The following is a 22825-nucleotide window of genomic DNA, read 5'->3' on the forward strand; positions in this document are numbered from 1 at the left end:
AGAAGTATTTAGCTGTATTTTATTTGTCAAGCTGGTCCCTGTCTTTCTCCACATCCTGCATTTTTTTCAACAGAATTGCAGAAGAAATAGCAGACAATATCATTTTTTCTTTAGGTTCCAGGTCATTGTAGATCCAGAGATTGTTGTCCAATATATCAATGATGGCCACTACCCCACCGTCCCATTGTAGTTCATATCCAGATAACATTTTGCCACCAAAGACCCTGGTTTGCCTGCCGCTTTTTGTGGTCAGCTTTTCAATGCGTAAAGGACGGATGGCAATATTATCTTTCCCATTAGTGGCATATCCTTCCTCTTCAACATAGGGTCTATCAAATATTCCATGAGCTGTATCCTTATTTATATCATAAGAGTTGACAAGGACCAATGACCAGGGTTCGGCATCTTTCTCTACAGGTAATATGGCGGCAGTAAATGCATAATCGTATTTCTTTGTCTTTGATGCATTGCCTATCCAGGGATTATTGCTTTTATACACCAGTTGTTTCTCACTGAACTTTTCTGTGGCAAATACTTCCGCTATGTTATTGCCGTCACTGATACTATACTGGAATTTACTACGCTGTTTATTGATATTGTTATCCGTGGAGATATCAAAAACTTTCAATACCGCTTCCTCAGGTCGAATACGGAATTTAGTGTACTGTAGCGAAGATGAAAAATCCCAGCCTCTTTTGATAGTAGATGTGGTATAAGTACCAAAACTTAATTTTTGTCCAACCTGCCAGCCATTGATGCCTTTAACAGGCATCCTGGTAGCCTGAGTACTGAATTTTTCAGGCACGGAGAGTTTGGCTGTAGTGCAGGAAAACAATAATAATAGCAGGCTTAGTGTTCCCATGTATCTATAAGTTAACACTGCCCTGGTTTTTCCTACTGTTCTATTGTTTGTAAGATTCTTTTTCATTTTGATCATTTATAGGAATACCCCTGTTTCTCACTAAACCGTTGGGTAAGAATAATTGCATTAACAAAACTTTTACAAATTCCTCTTAATGAGCAAAATTGCTACAGGTCATGAATGAATACTTTTCAATGTGCATGAATACGCATTATCGTAGAATGAAATGAAATAAGGAGATGTTGAATTCATTCCATGAAAATAACAGGCTGCAAATAATTGTAGCCCTGGACATAATCTTCTTTCTCTTACTATTGCCTTAATGTTGAGGGATTGGAGTAATAATCCAGAACTTTTTTTCTTAAAACAAAATCATATTTAGCAATGATCAGGTTGATATTGGCCCTGTCGAGCCTATCCTTTGCCGTTAGATAATCTATAGATGTGCCGACTCCTGAATTGTATCTTACTTCTGCCGCTTTGAAAGATTCATCATAGGCGGCTACCTGTTCCAGGAGAACTTTATAACGGTCATATGCATTTGTCATATTGAGGTAGGCCTGGTCAATCTGTTGCTCTAGCAACGTCTTGGTTCTTTCTTCTTCCAGTTCACTGTTCTTTAATTGTATATCAGCCAGTTTTACACGGTTGCGCTGTTGCAACCTGTTGAAGATAGGGATACTAATGCCCAGTCCCACAGATGTGGAAACATTGTTCTTTAGCTGGTTGTCATATGAGATCTTTCCCGCAGCATTTTGTGCAATACTGGAATAGTTGGTATTGAGACCCCCGCCAATTGATACAGTTGGGAATAAAGCACCCCTTGCAGCTTTTGAACCATAAGCAAAGCTTTTAGTTTGCAACTCCACTGATTTAACGAGTGGGAATTGTTCTAACGCACTTTGATATACCTCCTGTGAGGAAGCAGTATAATTAGCCAGGAACTCACTTACATCAATGCGTTCAAGCTTCATGTTCTTGTCATATTGTTTATTCATTAGCTGCGCCAGAGATAATTTGGATTCTTCCAAAGCAGTTTTAGCTGATACTATAGCCAATTGGTCATTCATGTATTGTCCTTTCAGATCTGAAAACTCTGAAGGCTTAATGGCTCCCTGCTTATTTAAAACATCGAGTCTTTCCAATTGCTTTTGGCTTACGCCGGCCTGGTTCATTGCCGAAGCAACAAGATCTTCATTATTCAATACCTGCAGGTAGGCTAAAATCACATTCAGTACCAGGTTGTCTTTTGCCTGCTGCCAGGTCAATTTGCTTGACTCATAAGCCGCTTCATTTTGCTTCACAGTACTTTGAATGCTTCCACCGTTAAATAGCACGAAGCCGCTATTCAACTGGTAATTGGCGGAATTAAGGTTTTGGTTGACATAACCATTAGAAGAAGGATCTATGCTTCTACCATTATATATTCCATGTGTGACATCTGCGGTCAGGTAAGGTAACCGGTTTAACATAGCCTGGTTCAGGTAAACTTTCGAAGTTTGAACCAACAAGCCACTTTGTTTAACAGGAATATTGGAAGATAAAGCGGTATCAATAGCCTGCTGCAATGTATAGGTCTGGGCATGACTGTTGACTCCTGCTAATAGAAATAAAAAGCTCAATACACGGTTCATGGTTAAACTTGTTTTAAAGGTTTCTCAGAAATTGACTCTACCCGTCCATCAAGCAGGTTGATGATACGATGGCCATAGTCGGCATTTTTTTCTGAATGTGTCACCTGCACAATGGTAACACCTTCTTCTTCATTTATTTTTTGAAAGAGATCCATGATCTCTTCACCCTGTTTGGAGTTAAGATTTCCGGTCGGCTCATCTGCCAAAAGCAGTTTGGGTTTAGCGATAAGCGCTCTTACAATACCCACCAGTTGTTGCTGACCACCGGAAAGCTGTGAAGGAAAAAGATCCTTTTTGCCTACTATATTGAATTTATCCAGCATGTCAGAGACCATTGCCTTCCTTTCAGAAGATTTCACATCCTGGTATAAAAGTGGAGTTTCAATATTCTCATAAACAGTCAATTCGTCAATAAGATGATAAGCCTGGAAAATAAAACCAATATTCTTCTTATACAATTCGGTCCTGTGCTTTTCTCTCAGATCATATACCGCCTGGTCAAAAAACTGGTAGGAACCCTCTGATGGCAGATCAAGCATACCTATGATATTTAAAAGGGTGGTTTTACCTGAACCTGAAGGACCCATAATCGAAACAAACTCACCTTCCGTAATTTTTATGTTAATGTCTTTCAGGATGAATGTAGGCTTTCCTCCTACATTGTACCATTTTGATATATGCTGAAGTTGTATCATAACGAGGTATTATTAATATTGATTTTTGGTTTAAAGCATATAGGTTATACATGTACGTTATTCGCTTCTCAGGTTTTTAACAGGATTGGATAGGGCTGCCTTGATAGATTTGTATCCCACGGTAAGCCAGGCCAGTATGATCGATGCAGCGATGGCAAGAACGAAAACTCCGGGGCCCATATTCACCCTGAATACAAAGTTATTGAGCCAGCCATTCATTAAATAATAGGCAACCGGAACGGCTATTGCAAATGCAATAATGATGAGCAGGGTGAACTCTTTAGAAAAAAGGTAAATAATATGTGCAGCAGAAGCTCCCAAAACTTTCCGTATACCAACTTCCTTTGTTCTTTGCACAGCCATAAAAGAAACCAGTCCATAGAGACCAAGACATGAAATAAAAATGGCTATGCCGGCAAATATTTTGTAGAGCAAGGAAAGTTGTTGTTCCTGCCTGTAAAAATTATTGATGTTCTCGTCCATGAATGCACTGGTATAAGCGTATTCAGGGTTTACCTTATTCCATGCCTCCTGCACGGCAGCCTGTATGCGGGAAAGGTTATTCGTCTTCAGTTTGATTCCGGTAGTGCTGTAATATTTACTCCTCTCACCCAGCAATAAGGGCTGAAGGTCCTGGCGAAGCGAATTGCTTTTAAAATCTTTTACCACTCCTACAATAGTTCTCCAGGGGCTCCTGCCAGTCCGTATTTCTTTACCAATAGCAGTGGTGGGATCTTTTACGTTCAATTTGCGCAGAAGCGTTTCATTGATAACTACCTCATTCATAGTGTCGCTTTTCTCATACCATCTGCCTGCTGCCAGTTGCAACCCATAGGTCTTGATATAATCCTCATCCCCCAGTTTCATGAATATGGAGAAATCTTCATCGGGCCTGTGATCATAGGCGAAATTGCTGGCCCAGTTATTATCTGATGAAGGCACATCAGAACTGAAGCTTACAGATTGAATACCCGGGATCTGCAACAATTGCTGTTTGAATGCTGGCTGCCTGCCAACGATAACACTATCGGCATTGCTGTTCAATACAAGGATAGCCTCCTTGTTAAAGCCGAGGTCTGCGTGCTGGACAAAATTCATTTGGCTGACTGCCACAATAGTACCGATGATCAATATTTGAGAGATAGCAAATTGCAATACAACTAATCCTCTTCTTAGAGAAATGCCACCTACAGTAGCGGATGTGATTTTGTTTTTTAAGGCCAGGGAAGGGTTGAACCTGGATACAACGAACGAAGGATAAAAACCGGAAAGTATAGTAACCACTATGGTTATTACCATAGCGAAAGCAAAAGATTGCCAGCTAAAAAGATTGATTGGCTCCTGGATAGAAGCAATGTGGTTAATATAAGGCATGCAAATCCAGGCTATGGCAAATGCCAGGGCCATGGATATTAAAACAATGATACCCGTCTCGCCCAATACTTGCCAGAACAATTGAATACGATTACTTCCAAGCACCTTTCTTACTCCTACTTCTTTTGACCTACTCACTGCCTGCGCAGTGGATAAATTGATGAAGTTGATACAGGCCATAATGATGATAAAGATGCCGATGAGAGACAAGGTCCATAGTGTAGCCCTGCTGGTAATGTGATCTCCAAAATTATTAAAGCGGGTATCGAAATGGATATCAGATAAAGGTTGTAAGAAGTTGCTGCGAATCGAACTGCTTTTCTTGGTATAATATTTTTTACTAAAGCTTTCAAACTGTTGGCTTACAACAGCAGGCTTTACTCCTTCCGGGAGTAATACATAAATCTGGAAATTGCTGGTAGTGGCACCCCAATCAGTTGTATAGCCATAAATACCGGGTTGCTTCTTAAATGATTCAAAAGAAGTGACAACAGCAAAAGGAAAATCCGTATTGGCCGGAGGCGTTTCAATAATTCCTGCAACACGAGAAGTAATAGAATTATCCAGCTTCAGGTATTGACCCACGGCTTCCTTCCAATTGCCAAAATATTTTTCTGCCATTTGACGCGAAAGCACAGTATTATTGGGCTCTGCCAGGACTGCTGGCGTTCCCGCCAGCCATTTATATTGGAAAACACTAAAGAATTGCGGATCTGCATAAAATATTCCTGATCCTTCAATAAACTTTTTATCCGACACCAGGTTTTCGCTGTTCCTTCCAAGCACTGTAACCTGGCTATTGTAATTAGCATATAAAGCTCCTGTTGTCAACTGGGGAAAATCTAAACGTATGGCATCCAGTGCAGGATAAGGAATACCTGCATTGTAACCCATGTCATCAGGATATTTATCCTGGGTGACCACGCGGAATATCCTGTCATTTTCAGGCAGAAAACGGTCATAACTTTTTTCGTAACTAACCACCGTAAACAATAAAAGACAGGCAGCAATACCTATTGCCAGCCCGGTAATATTGATGGTGGTGTAAGCTTTACGCCTTACCAGGTTTCTCCATGCTATTCTTATATAATTCCTGATCATCTTTATTTATTTATCAAATGGCCCGACCGAAGTATGATCCAGCCAGAAACTTAAACTAATACCAGCATTTGTATCAAAGCCGTACCAGTTTTTTTGACTATTGAAATACAATCTTTTATGCTTTCCTGGAATATATAAGTGTTCGGTTTTGATACAGTGGTTGTTCATTTTTGTATAGTTAAAGGCTGCATTCCACACCTTATTCTGTTCGCAAATTTTTCGTTGGGTTGGCAAGTGCTGTTCTGGATGCCTGCAGTGAGATGAGCACAAAGCTCAATAAGGACAAAAACATTAAGGAATATATGAATGGTAACAATGTAATTGGTACTCTGTATGCATAATTATTCAGCCAATCCTGCATAATTTTCCAGGCAACAGGGATGGAAAGTAAACTACCAAAGATCATTATGGGTAAAAAGTCTTTAATAAAAAGGTAACAGATAGAAGGAATGGTGGCGCCAAGTACTTTACGTATGCCAATCTCCTTTGTTCTTTTTTGAACACTTAAGGAAACAAGGCCTACCACACCAAGGACCACAATGACCAGGGCCAGGATGGTTGCTAATTGAGATGCTTTCTTTAAGCGTATTTCTGACTGGTAAAGCCTTGCAAGAGTATCATCTATAAACCCATATTCAAATGCTGAACCCGGAAGCAAGACTGACCATTTTTTGCGCAGCGCCTCTATAGAACCTGCCACATTTCCGGGCCTTAATTTAAAAGAAAGGAAGCGATACCGCTTATTGAGTGAAACATGTGAAATGACTGTTGGCTGTATTTTGTCCTTCATAGAGGCAGAGTGAAAATCTTTGACCACCCCAACAATGTTCATTGGAAAATTTCCCGGAAAGAATACCCTTTTTCCAATAGCTTCTTCAGGCTCCTTCCATCCGAAAGCTTTGACTGCCGATTCGTTAATCACCAGGTTAAGCGTATCCCTGTTATCCCTGAAGTACCTGCCGGTAATTATGGGTATTCCATAAGTGGCGCAATAATTTTCATCTGCTTCCATTTGCTCTGTATTGACAGCGTCTGTTGAATCCTTTCCTTCTTTATATACAGGGAGAAAACCATTATCCCACCCATTGGGTATCTGCCAGGAAAGGCTTACATGAGTTACTTGTGGCAATGAAGCAAATTCCCTGGCTATTGCCTGCATATGATTAGCGCCTGCACCTGTCCAATCCCTTGGTACCTGTGCGGTAACCACGAATGTCTTATCATAACCAAGGTCCCTGGTAAAAAAATAAGCCACCTGGCCAGTCACGACCAGGGTTCCTGCCAATACAAGTGAGGCAGTAAAAAACTGGAATCCTAATAAACCTGTTCTTAAATATGTTTTTTCTTTTACCTGCAATTTTCCTTTGAGCGATTCAACAGCCTTAAATGCAGATAATACCAGGGAAGGATAAATACCTGCCAGGAACGCCACCAGCAATACTAATACCAATGCTGCAACTCCAAAAGAAAAAGGTAACTCATTAAGTGAGGGAACCGGTTTTAAAAGGATACCTGATACAAATGGACGGGCTAAAGAATAAATGAAAATAGCAATTACGGATGACAGCAGCACCATAACAAAAGATTCCACAAGAAATTGAACGATCAATTGTTTGCGGGTACCACCCATTACTTTTCTAATACCGATCTCCCTGATTCGACTTGAAGAACGACTAATGGAAAGTGTAATAAAATTGATAAGGGCCATTGCCAATAAAAACAATGCAATAAATGAAATGGTATACAACATCTTTTTTACCGAACCATTATCTTTTTCCAGGTAATATGTTTGTAACGGTGCAAGCCATGGTTGCATATTATTAGCTATCATTGCAGACGCGTTCTTTACCAGCAATTGTTGCATGGGCTTTTGTAAAGCTTCCGGCGAAACACCCTCCCTTAATTGAATGTAGTCAACGATATATGGATTGTTCCAGTCTTCAAGGTTCCTTCCGAAAAAATCAATACTGGCATCTGAGACAAAGAATCCATTATCATTCTCCCTGTTCAGAAAAGTTACTGAATTTTCATTCGGGGCCTGTAAAACACCAGTGATCAAAAAATCATGACTGGTTCCTGTAAAACTTTGTAAGCTGAGGGTCTGGCCCACCACATCTTTTTTACCAAAGTATTTAAGCGCTTTATCTTCCCTGATCAATATAGTATATGGTTGTTCAAGGGCTGAAGATGGATCTCCATATAATAAATGAAACCCAAACATTGTAAGAAACGTACTGTCTCCAATCTGCAAGCCTTCCCGGAATACCTTATCACCTTTGGATACATTAGTTGTAACTCCATCCCAACGGTAATAATTTGCTACAAGATGAGGGTATTGCTCTTTTAGTGCTTTGGCTAATGGACCAACGGTAGTTATATCCAATCCCATATCAGGGTTGGCCCATTTGCTTTGTATGATATATTGGTTCTTGTAATCTGCCAGGTTCTTATTCACCCTGGTTTCTTTCCAGGCAAATGCCCCGATCAAAAAAGTAAAAGCAAGGCCTATAGATAAACCACCCAGATTTAATAAAGGATAGAACCAGTTTTTGGTACAATTTCTCCAGGCGATCCTGATATAATTGGTGATCATTGTCTTTATTCTGTTCTTAGGTTTTTAACAGGATTGGCCATCGCTGCCTTAATAGCCTGGAAACTGATAGTGACCAACGCTATCAATAGCGCAATAGCTGCAGCTACCATAAATACCCACCAGGACATATTGGTTCTGAAGGCAAAATCTTCCAGCCAGTTATGCATGGCCCACCAGGCTAATGGAAAGGCGATACAGGCCGACAAGGCTACGAGCAACAAAAAATCCTTGGATAACAAGCCTACAATGTTACCTATCGAGGCACCCAAAACCTTGCGTATACCGATCTCCTTGATACGCTGCTCAGCCGCATAGGTAACCAATCCAAACAAGCCCAGGCAGGCAATGACTATGGCTAGTATGGCAAATGTTATGGCAACCTTTGCTACCCTTTGTTCACCCCGGTACATCTCATCAAACGAATCATCCAAAAACCTGTAGCTGAAAGGCATTCCCGGGGCCATTGACTTCCATTTTGACTGCACCTGGCTGACAAGTGCAGAGATGTTGGCAGTTTGTACTTTAAAGGAAGTGAGCCAGGGACTATTCCCCAAGACCATATATAGAGGACCTATGGATTGACGCAAAGATTCGAAATTAAAGTTTTGAACCACCCCTATGATCTCAAAAGCTAAGGGTTTATTTTCATCATTGTAGATGTAGATCTTTTTACCAACAGGCTTATCAAACGCTAGCAATTTTGCTGCAGTTTCGTTAATGATAATGGCTGAAGAATCAGATCCATACCCGGGAGAAAAATTCCTTCCCTGGACAATGTGCATACCCAGGGTGTTGAGGTAATCATAGTCAATAGCCCATCGTTGCATATTGATTCCGTTTTTAGAATCAATCACAGGAGTTTTGCTAACCGAGTTATCATTCCTGGAAGAATTGGAAACCGGCAAGAAACCACTGATTGTTCCACTGATCACTCCCTGCATGTTCAGCACTTCATTTTTAAAAGACCGGACATTATTACCCAGCGCACCTGTACCATTGATGATCAGAACCTGCTCTTTATTAAATCCCAACTTCTTATTTTGAATATAATTCAATTGCCGGTAAACTATGATAGTACCTATGATAAGGATAATGGAAGTAGCAAATTGAAAAACAACAAGGGCACTTCTCAAACTGCTTTTTTTGAAACCCGTACTTGCTGAACCTTTGAGTACCGCTATTGGTTTAAACCCCGATAAGAATAATGCCGGGTAAGCACCTGCCAGCAAACCAACAATAAACGGCAGGACAATTAAAAAAGGAAGAATTTTTTTTCCCAGTAACTCCTTAATAGAAAGAGATTTTGCGGCTACATCATTGAATAAAGGCAATACAAGGAATGCAATGCATACAGCCAGAAAGAGTGCAATTAATACCGTGACCAACGATTCGATCAAAAACTGGTAGACAAGTGTCTTCCTTTCGGTGCCAAGAACCTTTCGTATTCCCACCTCCTTGGCCCGGTTGGCAGAACGTGCCGTAGAAAGGTTCATAAAATTGATACAAGCTATGAGGAGTACAATGAAAGCTACAGCGCTGAAAACATATACATACTGGATATTGCCATTTACAGACAATTCTGGAAACCTGTCTGAACGCAGGTGAATGTCAGTCAGCGGCATCAGGCTATACTCCAGTTTATTACCTGCTTTTTCAAATTCTTCCATGCTGTTGATCTGCATGAATTGCTTTGCCTGCGGGACCAGGTATTTAGCCACTACCGTTTTAAAATTCTTTTCAAAAGCCTTATAGTCTGATCCTTCCTTTAATACAATATAGGTTTGAAAATTATTGCTTAAGAAGTTGCCCCATTTGTAATCGGCATTATCCATGCTGAACATAAAATCAAAATGGAAGTGAGAGTTCCTGGGTATGTCTTTAATAACAGCCGTTACTTTATAAGGAATTTTATCCGCTTCGATGATCTTATTCAAAGCATGCGTGGTACCAAAATATTTTTGGGCAGTGGAAGCAGTGATAACCACTGTATTTGGTTCATTCAGTGCAGTCCTGGCATTGCCTTCAAGGGAAGGCAATGTAAATACATTGAAAAAAGTAGAGTCAACGTGTGCCACATTTGGCTCCTCTATAAACTGTGCACCTTTCCTGATCAGTTTTGATCCGCTGGAAGCATACATGCGTGTATATTCTTCCACCTGCGGGTAATCTCTTTTTAATGTAGGTCCCATGGGATCACTGGCTACAGTCAGGTGAAGATCTCCCCCGCCAAACCTAATATCAGTATTTACCCTGTAGATCCTGTCCGCTTTTTCATTATATGTATCGTAGCTCAGTTCATCAACCACATATAATACAATCAATAAGCAGGTTGCCAAACCAATGGCCAGGCCAAATATATTGATGGCTGAAAAGCTTTTGTTCTTCCAGAGGTTACGTATTGCAACCTTAAGATAGTTCCTGAGCATAAAAAAGATTTAGTGGTTTCTAACGCTCATGCCATGATAAAAAAATTTACAAAGGTCACAGACTATATTAAACCTCATTCAGATCGTAAACTGTTAACAGGATTAGCTAAGGCTGCCCTTAGTGAGTTTAGCCACACGATCACCATGGTTAAAAGCAGTACACCTGCGCAACTACCGGCAAACAACCAGATGGTGATAGTGACCCTGTATTCATAACCCTCCAGCCAGTTATGCAATATCCACCAGGTAACAGGGATGCTGATCAATGCTGCCAGCAATACCAGGTAGAGGAACTCTTTGGATATTAAAAACAATAACTGGCGAATAGAAGCCCCAAGAACCTTGCGGATACCAATTTCTTTAAATCGCTTTTCAATAGTAAATGCAGTGAGACCGGAGAGGCCAAGGCAACAAATGAATATGGCCAGGCCGGCAAATAAATTGGTAAGCTTACCAATCAAGTCTTCTGTTACAAACTTCTGGTTGAACTGCTGGTCGACAAAGCTAAAATCAAATGGATATTGTGGATTGTATTTTTTAAAGATGGTTTCTATATGCGAAAGGGCTTGTTGTGGCTGCACACCATCTTTTAACCGTACAAGAAAAAATGCAGAGCCTCTTCTCTCCAGCAATACCATCATGGGCTTTACAGGTGCATAAGGAGATGTCATGACAATATTATCTGTAATCCCCACAACTGTATATTTCCTGTTTCCATATTGCATCTCCATACCAATTGGATCTTTTAATTGCATAATGGACACGGCTTCCTTATTCAGCAACATTACAGAAGTATCACCCGGTGTATTCATAAAGTCCCGGCCCTGTATCATCCTGGCACCTACAGTTTTCCCAAAATCAATATCACTGCGCATTGCGCTCATGATCAGGTCTGCATTTTGTGGCTTTCCTTTCCAGTTAGGCGCAGGTGTATAGTTCCAGATATCAGTTACGGGAGAAGAGGTGCGGGTAACTGCAGATACCAATCCTGTCTGGATCAATTCATTTCTGATCACTTCTGCATTTTTATTGGCATCGTCAGATGAAGGAATGGATATAAGATTATTGGGATTATATCCCAGGTCCCGCCCTTTTACATGCTGGATCTGCTGGTATACAAGGATAGTGGATGATATCAATAAAACGGAAATACTGAACTGCAGAACAACCAATACTTTCCGGGGGATGGATGCGTTTTTCCCTGCAAGAAAAGTTCCTTTCAACACTTTAACAGGATTAAAAGAAGACAGGTATAAGGCAGGATAGCTTCCGGCAACCAGGCCTGTAACCACAATTAACATAATGGCAAGCAAAATGAACAATGGATCCAGTATATCAAGATGGAGTTGTTTATTGATCATACTGTTGAATAGTGGCAGTAACAGGAATACTGCACCAACAGATAAGAGGAAGGCAATGAAAGAAAAGATCATTGACTCACTGTAAAACTGTAAAAGCAATTGCTTTCTCTCAGATCCAAGCGTCTTACGAATACCAACCTCTTTAGCCCTCTTCTCAGATTTTGCTGTACTCAGATTCATGAAATTAACGCAGGCTATTAATAGAATGATAATGGCAATGACAGTAAATAATTTGACATAGGATATCATCCCTCCTGTATTGACGCCATGTTTAAAATCACTATACAATCTCCATTTATCCATCGGATGAAGGAAATAGACAAAATTCTTTTTCTCTCCCCTGCTATTGGCTAAAACAGATATCTGTTTATTCAAGGCAGTAACATCTGTACCTGGCTGGAGCTTTATGAAAGTCTGACTGAAACAATTCACCCAATCGGTACTTGCCTGCTTTACAAAATCACTGGAGGGATTAAATGGCAAGAGTGCATTGAACTGTATGGAAGAATTAGCGGGTACATCCTCCACCACAGCACTTACGGTATAATCCGAATGATTATCGACACGCACTACTTTTCCAAGCGGGTCAGCATCTCCAAATAAAGACCTGGCAGTGGAAGCAGTTAAAATAATATCCTCCGGGTTGGCCAGGGCCCTGGCTGCTGAACCTTTCACCACCTTCCATTGAAACACATCATTGTATTCCTGCGAAACATTCAAGGCTCTTCTTTTAATGATCGTTTCATTGTATTTTAAAATAATATCACTGCCATAATTATCTGTAGTGGCATTTTTTACCTGTGGAAAGTTTCTTTTAAGCTCCTCTGCTAATGGAAATGGCACAGACTTATCTGTGTTTACTTCCCCATTAAAATCTCTATTCACCATAACCTGGTAAATATCCTGGTGGTCAGGGTGAAACTTATCCCAGTTCAATTCATCCTGTACCCATAAAAGGATCAACATGGTGCAGGTCATGCCGATGGTAAGACCTGATAGGTTAGTGATGGAAAATGCTTTATTTCTCCAGATGTTTCTCCAGGCAATTTTCAAATAGCTTTTGAACATATCTTCTGATTTAACCAGTTAACAATATTTATACTTGTTGCCATTATATCTTACTCAGTTCTTAGACTTTTTACCGGATTGGCAAGTGCAGCCCTGATAGCCTGGAAACTCACTGTTATGAATGCAATGGCTAATGCTGCCAGGGTGGCAATAAAAAACACCCCTATGCTGATAGTAATCCTATAGGGAAAATCATCCAGCCAGTTATTCATGGCCCACCAGGCAATTGGAAAAGCTATAATGGAAGCCAGCAGCACCAGGAATAAAAAATTACGGGAAAGCAATCCAACTATATTCAGGATGCCTGCACCCAAAACTTTGCGTATACCAATTTCTTTTACTCTTTGTTCGGCACTCAGCGCAGCCAGGGCAAACAACCCCATACACCCTATGACAATGGCCATGATGGTGAAAGCCCAGAGCAGGCTACCCAGTTTTTCTTCCGAGCGGTACATGGCATCATAACTTTCATCCATGAATTGATACGCCAGGGGGTATCCGGGAGAGAACTGGTTCCAAACCTTATTGATAAAGGCAATAGTAGATTTAATATCGTCTGGCCTGATCTTAACGGCAACTTTATAGACTACCTTGGGATATATCTGTATCACCGATGCCATGATCTTTTCATGAAGACTTTTATAGTTGAAGTCCTGAACCACACCAATGACCCTTCCCTCTTTCACAGGATGCAATGAATCAGGTTCCCACTTATCCCAGTTTAATCGTTGTCCCAGGGCTTTTTCCGGAGTTCCAAAACCAAGATCCTTTACCGCTGTTTCATTGATTATAAAAGCCTGTTCTTCATCGGTTGCCATTTCCCGGGAGAAATCCCTTCCCGCAATAAGCCGAAGTCCAAGCGTTTTTATATAGTCATGATCACCAATGAAAACATTCGCAGGATAGTTTTTATTTCCATCCTTTCCTGGAATAGTAATATTGTCACCTGCAAACTGATCTCCAGGCAATCCATATCCCGAGGTTACAGAAACAATATTGGTGGAATTCCGTAGTTCAGATTTAAATGTTTCAAGGTTTTTCTCCACATCGCCACGGACCTGGAAGTATAATACCTGCTCTTTTTGAAACCCAAGGTCCTTGTTATTCATGTACCTTATCTGCCGGTAAACTATGAGGGAGGATACGATCAGTAAGGCAGATAATGCAAATTGAATAACAACAAGTCCCTTACGCAACCAACCGGCACGTATGCTGTTTCCGGTGATCTTCATTGATTTTAAAACCTTGATAGGTTGGAAACCTGAAAGAACAAATGCGGGATATATACCTGCAAGTATGCCGATAATTATCCCGGAAACCAACAAGGCGCACGCAATCCCTGGGTCTGTAAGTGGATTAAATCTTATGGATTTGCCGGTAAAACTATTGAGAGAAGGTATTATTAAACAAGTTGCTATGGTAGCAATCATTACAGACAACACTGAAAGCAGCACTGTTTCACCGATGAATTGAATAATCAATTGTTTGCGGTCAGCACCAATTACCTTTCTTATACCTATTTCCTTTGCTCTTCTAAAGGATCTTGCGGTAGCAAGATTAATAAAGTTGAAACAGGCAATGATCAAAACAAACAAGGCAATAATAGATAGGCCTTTCACATAGGTCTCATTTCCTCTTATGGCATTATCATAAACAAAATCAGCTGACTGCAGGTGGATGTTTTGTAAGGGCTGGAAATAAGGCATTATAGTTGTCCCCGTTTGTTGCTGCCTGGGGATTATTTCTTTTTTTACATATGCCTGGAATTTATCCTGAAGTCTTTGAACATTTGAACCGGCCTTCAGCCTGGCATAGGTATAAAACTGGCTCCAGTCCCAGCTCTGCATTCTTTCAGCGGCTATACCTGCAGAAGAAAGAGACATGAGGTAATGAAAATCCAAATGAAAATGCCTAGGTAATGGACCCAGCACTCCTGTAACTATAAAGTCCTCTTTATCAATTTTTATAGTTTTCCCAATAGGATCCTCCTTCCCAAAATAACGTTTAGCAAGTTCACTGGTGATTACCATCGAGGATGGCATTGTCAGCGCAGTTGCAGGATCACCTTTATCAAAGGCCAGCGGAAATATTTTAAAAAATGAAGCTTCTGCAAACCAACCTTTTTCCTCGTAATCGGACTTTTGATTGACCTCGAAAAGAAACTTATCAGCAGACATTAAAATCCTTGCTGTAGTATCCACCTCGGGATAGTGTTGGTCCAAATAACTGGCTATTGCAGGGGCTACAACAGCAGCCTTCGTGACTGTATTATTATCATTTCGCACCGTATACACCCGGTATACGTTTTCTCCGCCTGTGATTGACTGATCAAACTTTAATTCATCCCATACAAACAATGCAATAACCAGGCAACCGGTTATGCCAATAGCAAGACTGGCAATATTGACCAGTGAAAAACCTTTAGAGCGAAGCAGGTTGCGAAAAGCAGTTTTAAAATAATTCTTAAACATTCAATTATTTGTTGCGGTTTACTCAGTCCTAAGATTCTTAACAGGGTTGGTCATAGCTGCCTTGATGGCCTGGAAACTAACTGTGAGAATGGCAATGGAAATAGCACTCATTCCGGCAAGGACAAATACCCACCATTCCAGGTTTACCCTGTAAGGATAATTCTGCAACCATTTATACATGGTAAAACCAGCAATTGGCGAAGCAATCAGCAGCGCAATAATGACAAGTTTTAAAAAGTCTTTTGAGAGTAAAGTGGTAATACTGGTTACTGATGCACCCAGCACCTTGCGCACACCAATTTCCTTAATGCGGTTCTGTGCCATGTAGGCTGCTAATCCAAAAAGCCCCAGGCAGGATATGAAAATGGTTAACCCGGCAAACAATGCTGTAAGTATGCCAGTCCTTTTCTCATCATCAAACTTCCTGGCATATTCTTCATCCACGAACTTATATTCAAAAGGATATTCAGGATTATATTTTTTAAATATGCTCTCTGCAACTTTAAGATTTGATTCGGTAGATTTTGCAGGGTTTAATTTAATATGCATCACATTAAGCCATCCCCTGGCCCCCTCAACCACCATTGGCTTCAAGGGATAATAAGGTGATTGCAGGATGAAATCCTTAATTACGCCCACCACATGCCATTCAACGCCAATATCTTTTATCAACTGTCCAATGGGTTCCTTAAAATTCATGGCCTTAACAGCAGATTCATTTAACAATACTGCTGTGGAATCTGTAGGGAATTGCTTCAGATCGAAATCCCGTCCTTTTACCAATTGGAATCCGGCTGTTTTAACAATATTCTGATCAGCTGAAAACCTGTCAAAATCTGTTTTATCGTTTGGATCCTTTCCAGCCCATTGAAAGTCCCAACTGTCACTCCATCCCTGCGTAATAGGTGCGCTGGTCTTACTTACAGATGTAGCTACTCCTGCATTAAGTAATTCATTTTTCACCAGTTCATAATTCTTACCAAGGTCACCCGAAAGCATATGATACACCAAATTATTCTTGTCATATCCAGCTTCACGCTCCCTGGCATAGCTGATCTGGTGTTTAACTACCAATGTGCCTATGATGAGGATAATGGCAAAAGAAAACTGCAGAACCACCAATATTTTGCGTGGTGCTATCAAAGCCTTACTGGACCTGAATATTCCTTTTAAAACTTTTACAGGTTGGAATGAAGAAAGGAAGAAGGCAGGATAACTTCCTGCAATAATACCAGTCAGCAAAATAAACCCCAGTGCAAATACCCAATTGCGGTAGTTGCCATAATCAATAAAAAGCTCCTTATCTGTAAGTTTGTTAAATGCAGGTAAGCTCACCTGTACTATGAGGACGGCCAATATACCAGCTATCAATGCCAGTAGAACAGACTCGCCAATGAACTGCCCTACAAGTGCACTTTTTGGAGCTCCAACAACTTTGCGGATACCTACTTCTTTTGCACGTTTTTCACTTCGTGCAGTACTCAGGTTCATAAAATTGATACAGGCTATCAGCAATATGAATACAGCAATAATCCCAAACAGCCTTACAAATTCAATACGTCCGCCATCTTCAACACCTTCCTTAAAACTGGAATACAGGCGCCAGCGACTCATGGGGTAGACGAACATTTCGCCTTCCTTATCACTATCTGCATAGCGCTGACGGATCGTTTTCAATTTTGTATTCAAAGCAACCACGGAAGCATTTGGCTTTAGCATTACATAGGTACGCGTTGAATTGTTGCCCCAGCTGGCATCATCTTCACCCACATATCTTAAATAGGACCAGGGCAATAAGTATTCAAATTTGAAACGGGTATTATTGGGCAGATCTTTCAGCAGGCCGGTGACCTGGAAATTATCTTTGTTATCAAGCTTAAGGACCTTGCCCATTGGATCTTCGTCTCCATATAGCTTTTTCGCCAGCTTTTCCGTGATTACTATAGAGTGCATATCCATCAATGCGGTTTTTGGATTGCCTTTGATCAATGGAAAGCTAAACACCTGCAGAAAATTGGAGTCTACCATATTCCCACTTACAGTCAATCGCTTATCTCCTACACTAAAAAGATAAACATGGTCCCAGTACACACGCACCGCCTGTTCTACCTCAGGATAATCTTTCTCCAATGTGCGCGCCAATATTTTGGGGGTTGTGTTCCATGCCTGCAGTTTGCCGCTGAAATGAGCCTTATTCCAGGCTTCATAAATACGGTCCTTCTTTTCATGAAACTGTTCATAGCTTACTTCATTCTGTATCCATAACAAGATCAAAATAGCACTGGCCATGCCTATGGCAAGACCAGAAATATTGATTATGGAAAAAGCCTTATTGCGAAGCAGGTTTCGAAAGGCGATCTTGAGGTAATTTTTAAGCATAGTCCGTTGGTTTAGTACATAATAGTTCTGGTGATCAATCCCTCTCTATTCAGTTCTTAAATTTTTAACAGGATTGGCTCTTGCAGCTTTGACCGCCTGGAACCCGATTGTGGCAAATGCAACCAATGCAGCCATAAACCCGGCAAACAGGAATACCCACCAGGGAATATTGATGCGATAGGCAAAATCTTCAAGCCATTTGTTCATGGCAAACCAGGCCACAGGAAATGCAATGATGCCTGCTATAAGTACAAGCTTCAGAAAGTCTTTTGAGAGCAGCGTAACAATAGTACTCACAGTAGCCCCTAACACCTTGCGTATGCCAATCTCCTTTATCCTTTGACTGATGGTGAATGCTGATAATCCCAATAGCCCAAGACAGGCAATGAAAATGGCAATGAAAGAGAAAATAGTGAAAATGCTTTCCTGCCTGTGTTCTGACTGGTATAAACGTGAGAAGTTCTCATCGAGAAAAGTATAATCAAAAGGAATTTCGGGTAGGAATTGTTTCCATGTGGATTCAATATGAGCAATAGCAGCTGGAATGCTACCTGAAACCTTAATGGAAATCCTGCCGAAATTGTTTCCATTCTGGGGAATAAACAATATAAGAGGCAGGATACGCTGGTGCATGGATTCAAAATGAAAATCATTGAAAACACCTACCAACTGGCCTTTCTTCCTGCCATATTGAAACTGTTTGCCAATAGCTTCTTCATTGGATTTCAATCCTAATACTTTTACAGCAGCCTCATTTACCAGGAAAGCCGAAGTATCCATGCCATAGCTTTTGGAAAAATTTCTTCCCTGCACCATTCCAACACCATAAGTAGGTATAAAATCCTCGTCGGCAACCACAAACTTTATATCGGCCTGGATAGGCGTCAATGAATCACCCCTGTTTATTTGAGATCCCATCGCATCGAGCAAACGTCCTGATGGTATTCTTGAAGAACGGGTGACGCCCTTGATGCCAGGATTATCCAGTAATTGCGTTTTAAAAGATTCATACTTGTCATTTAGACCTGCATTGTACGCAAGTGTGATCACATGATCTTTATTAAAGCCTAATGCTTTCTGCTGCATATACCGCAGCTGCTGGAAAACAATAGTTGTACAAATAATGAGTATAATCGAAATGGAAAATTGGACTACTACCAGTGCTTTACGGAATGACAGGCTATGACCTCCTACCTTCATTATGCCTTTCAATACCTTAATAGGTTGGAAGGAAGAAAGGAATAGTGCCGGGTAGATGCCCGAAAGGATACCAATAACAAATGGTAAGGATAATAAAGGCAATAAGAACTGCCATTTGAACAAACTGCTTATTGAAAGACCCTGTCCTGAAATGTCATTCAGCCAGGGAAGGGCAAGCCTGGTGAGCAGAATGGCCAATAAGGTCGCTATCCAGCAAATAAGGACTGATTCGCAAAGGAATTGTAATACGAGCTCTTTTTTTTGAGCACCTACCACCTTGCGGATCCCGATCTCCTTTCCACGTAAAACAGATCTTGCCGTGGAAAGATTCATATAATTGATACAGGCTATCAACAGTATGAATAGTGCTATGGCAGAGAAAACATACACCCTTTTAATGTCTCCATTTTCTTCTGCTTCATCATCCATATGAGACAACAGGTGGATATCTGAAAGTTTACGCAAAGACAAGCTGGTATATTGTGAAGGTTTGTACTTGTCACCATCATTGATATGCCTGTTCAAAAAAGCAGGTAACTGGGCCTCCAGTTTGGAAGGGTCATATCCCTGCGGTAAAAGAACATAAGTAAAGAAGGCGTTATTGCCCCAGTTGGTTGCCAGGTTATTCGCGCCATACACTGCCGTGTCATTCAATGTATTAAATGAGATCATCAACTCTGGATGCAGGTGTGCATTGGAAGGAAAAGATTTGTAAACACCAGTAACTTTCAGGTCAAACTGGTTATTCATTCTCACAATCTTATTCAGTGGCTCATCGTTGCCAAAATATTTTTTAGCAAGATCTTCCGTAAGCATGACAGAATAAGGATCGTTCAATGCTTTGGCGGGATTGCCTTTTGTCACCTGTACATTGAACACATCAAACAAATGCTCGTCGGCGAAATAGGAATTTTGCTCATTGAACTTTTTATCCTCATAACGGAAAGGTGTAGGACTGTTTTGCAACAGGCGTGTAACCTGTCTGATCTCTTTAAAATCATTTTTAAGTAATGGGCCCACTGGTGGTGCCACTGCGGCAAGCTTTAAATTAAGCGCCCCCGTTTCAGGATTTACAAAAGTCCTTTCAACCCTGAATATGTGATCGGCATTTGTATTATACCGGTCATAACTCAATTCATTGATTATATATGTGCTGATCAGCAGGCAACAGGTTAATCCCAGTGTTAACCCGAACAGATTTATGAAGGAAATGAACTTGTACTTTACCAGGTTCCTGAATGCTATTTTAAAATAATTATAGAACATAGAACAGGTTTATTCGCTTCTTAATGTTTTGACCGGGTTGCTAAGTGCCGCCCTTGATGCATTTAGGCTTACAGTTAGCAGTGCAATAAAAAGAATGACAATACCTACCATGGCAAACACACCTACACTTATATCCGTGCGGTAACTATAATTTTGCAACCATTTATTCATTCCCCACCAGGCTATGGGAATAGCTACCACAAAGGCCAGGGCAACCAACCATAAAAATTCTTTAGACATGAGCAATAATAATTGCTGCAGTGAAGCACCAAGCACTTTGCGGATCCCAATCTCCTTGCGGCGTCGTTCAATGGAAGATGCCACGAGTCCAAACAATCCAAGACAGCAAATGAATATGGCCAGCCCGGCAAAGATTACAGACAGCTTGCCAATCAGTTGTTCGTTGATGAACTTCTGGTTAAACTCTTCATCAATGAATTTGTATTCAAATGGATATTCAATACTGTATTTCTTATAAGTGTTTTCTACGGCTGCCAATGCATTTTTAAGGTCTGCATTTTTAGCAAGACGCAGGTTCAGCCTTCCTGACCATTTATTCTCATACACCAGCATCAATGGATCTGCGGGCTTATAGGGAGAAGTGATGACCATATCATCCAGCACACCAACAATTGTCCGTTCTTTGCCCGCCCAGTTGATCTTTGTACCCACAGGTGTCTTTAAGCCCATAAGTTTGATCGCTTCTTTATTAAAAACTACGGCATTGGAATCGCCACTACGGAAATCCCTGCCATCAAGTATTTTAGTCCGTACTGTTTGAGCAAAATCTTCATTGGTAAAGATGAATCCAATAACCAAATTGGAACTAGGCGGAGCACCTACCCACCTGATACCTGAAGTGGACATGTAAATATCTGTGATTGGGCTGGATGTGCGGTTAACCGACGATACAAGCCCTGTCTGCAGCAGGTCGTTTTTTAATGCATCAAAACTCTTATCGGTTGCAGGGGTTGAATTGACCATTACCAGGTTATCCTGGTCATATCCCAGATCCCGGTCCTTTACATATTGCAACTGTTTATAGATAACTACCGTAGCTGATATCAAAATGATGGAAGCAATAAACTGGAAGGTCACCAGTATCTTTCTTGGCAATAAGGCTTGCTTACCAGGCAGGAAGGTTCCTTTCAATACTTTTATGGGATTGAAGCCTGATAAATAAAATGCAGGGTAACTTCCGGCCACAAGGCCTGTGACCAATATCATTGCAGCAACAAGTACCCAGGTGACAGGTTGTTTAAAAGGTATAACAAGATCTTCTTTCAATAATTGACTAAAGGTTGGCACCAGTGCAATGACTATGACTGCTGCAAGAACAAATGCTAAAACAGAAAGCAAAAGCGATTCTGATATGAACTGGTAAAGTAATTGTTTGCGCTCAGAGCCCAGTGTTTTGCGAATACCTACTTCCTTGGCTCTTTTCTCAGAACGAGCTGTAGATAGGTTCATAAAATTGACACAAGCAATGATCAGTATGATCACCGCTATCCAGGTAAAAAGATATACATATTCAATTCTGCCGCCGGTATTAACGCCATTGCTGAAATCTCCATATAACCTCCATTTACTCATTGGATGTAATACAATACTTCCCCTTGTAGTAGGGTTCTCGCCTTCTGTATGCTCCTGTACCAGTTTCATAACTTTAGATGCCAGTGCAGGGATATTAGTACCGCTATGCGTTTGAAAGAACACACGGTTGCCGCAATTCACCCATTCAGTCTCAGATTTAATAATGTCAGGAGAAGAGGGATTAAAGGGAATGATCCCTTCAAACTGTAAGGTTGAATTCCTTGGGACGTCTTTGATGACAGCTTTGACATAGGCCGTTCTATGGTTGTTAATTTCAACAGGCTGGTTGATCACGTTCACGTTTCCAAACAAAGCCTTAGCTGTTGATTCAGTGAGAATGACTGCATCGGCATCTTTTACAGCTGTAGATAGATTACCCTGCAAGGGTTCATAACTAAAGATGTCAAAAAACTCTGGTGATACAGTAAGTGTGGATTTATTCAATCGCTTATCCCCTGATCTAAATAAGGTGGTCTCTCCAAAAGACACAATGGCTGCATGTTCTATTTCCGGGAAGCTGGCTTTGGCAGCCTTAGGCAATGGATACATCATATCCTGCCCGGTATTGATCTCGCCATTGAAATCACGATTACACATTACATGGTAAATAGTATCGTAATTTTTATTATTCCGATCCCATGAGCGTTCGTTATACACCCATACCAGGATCAGTAAAGTGCAGGCCATTCCAATGGTGAGACCTGCGATATTGATAAAAGAAAAAACTTTATGCTTAACAAGGTTGCGCCAGGCAAGCTTAATATAAGTGGTGAACATGTAATTGGTTTTGTGGTTAGATCCT

The 22825-nt window shown here is 40.8% G+C and carries 11 protein-coding genes; all 11 read right to left on the minus strand.

The annotated features are described in order from the left end of the window. Positions 1 to 19 precede the first annotated feature (19 nt). Positions 20 to 928 carry a hypothetical protein gene (locus BUA53_RS01065; RefSeq protein ID WP_139256300.1) on the minus strand — a complete coding sequence of 303 codons (909 nt, stop codon included), beginning with the start codon at positions 926 to 928 and terminating at the stop codon, positions 20 to 22. 245 nt (positions 929 to 1173) lie between these two features. Continuing rightward, positions 1174 to 2496 (minus strand): TolC family protein, encoded by a 1323-nt coding sequence (locus tag BUA53_RS01070; protein WP_072833382.1) that lies wholly within the window; start codon positions 2494 to 2496, stop codon positions 1174 to 1176. 2 nt (positions 2497 to 2498) lie between these two features. Then, complete coding sequence (locus BUA53_RS01075) at positions 2499 to 3191, minus strand: ABC transporter ATP-binding protein (protein WP_072833383.1); 693 nt, start codon at positions 3189 to 3191, stop codon at positions 2499 to 2501. A 57-nt stretch (positions 3192 to 3248) separates the two neighbouring features. Then, positions 3249 to 5666, minus strand: a complete 2418-nt coding sequence (locus tag BUA53_RS01080) for an ABC transporter permease (RefSeq protein WP_072833384.1) — start codon at positions 5664 to 5666, stop codon at positions 3249 to 3251. Between the two features lie 199 nt (positions 5667 to 5865). Continuing rightward, the gene (locus tag BUA53_RS01090; RefSeq protein WP_072833386.1) at positions 5866 to 8259 is read right to left on the minus strand and encodes an ABC transporter permease; all 2394 of its coding nucleotides are present in this window, start codon (positions 8257 to 8259) and stop codon (positions 5866 to 5868) included. A 5-nt stretch (positions 8260 to 8264) separates the two neighbouring features. Next, positions 8265 to 10685: an ABC transporter permease gene (locus BUA53_RS01095; protein ID WP_072833387.1), complete on the minus strand. Its 2421-nt coding sequence runs from the start codon at positions 10683 to 10685 to the stop codon at positions 8265 to 8267. Positions 10686 to 10759: 74 nt separating this feature from the next. Beyond that, positions 10760 to 13114, minus strand: coding sequence for an ABC transporter permease (locus BUA53_RS01100; protein WP_072833388.1), 2355 nt, complete (start codon positions 13112 to 13114; stop codon positions 10760 to 10762). 50 nt (positions 13115 to 13164) lie between these two features. Continuing rightward, entirely contained in the window at positions 13165 to 15585 is a 2421-nt protein-coding gene (locus tag BUA53_RS01105) for an ABC transporter permease (RefSeq protein ID WP_072833389.1), read from the minus strand. 18 nt (positions 15586 to 15603) lie between these two features. Continuing rightward, positions 15604 to 17964, minus strand: a complete 2361-nt coding sequence (locus BUA53_RS01110; protein WP_072833390.1) for an ABC transporter permease — start codon at positions 17962 to 17964, stop codon at positions 15604 to 15606. Positions 17965 to 18009: 45 nt separating this feature from the next. Then, positions 18010 to 20430: an ABC transporter permease gene (locus tag BUA53_RS01115; RefSeq protein ID WP_072833391.1), complete on the minus strand. Its 2421-nt coding sequence runs from the start codon at positions 20428 to 20430 to the stop codon at positions 18010 to 18012. Positions 20431 to 20439: 9 nt separating this feature from the next. Beyond that, the gene (locus BUA53_RS01120; RefSeq protein ID WP_072833392.1) at positions 20440 to 22800 is read right to left on the minus strand and encodes an ABC transporter permease; all 2361 of its coding nucleotides are present in this window, start codon (positions 22798 to 22800) and stop codon (positions 20440 to 20442) included. Positions 22801 to 22825 lie beyond the last annotated feature (25 nt).

The organism is Flavisolibacter ginsengisoli DSM 18119 (genome assembly GCF_900129295.1).
GTDB lineage: Bacteria > Bacteroidota > Bacteroidia > Chitinophagales > Chitinophagaceae > Flavisolibacter > Flavisolibacter ginsengisoli.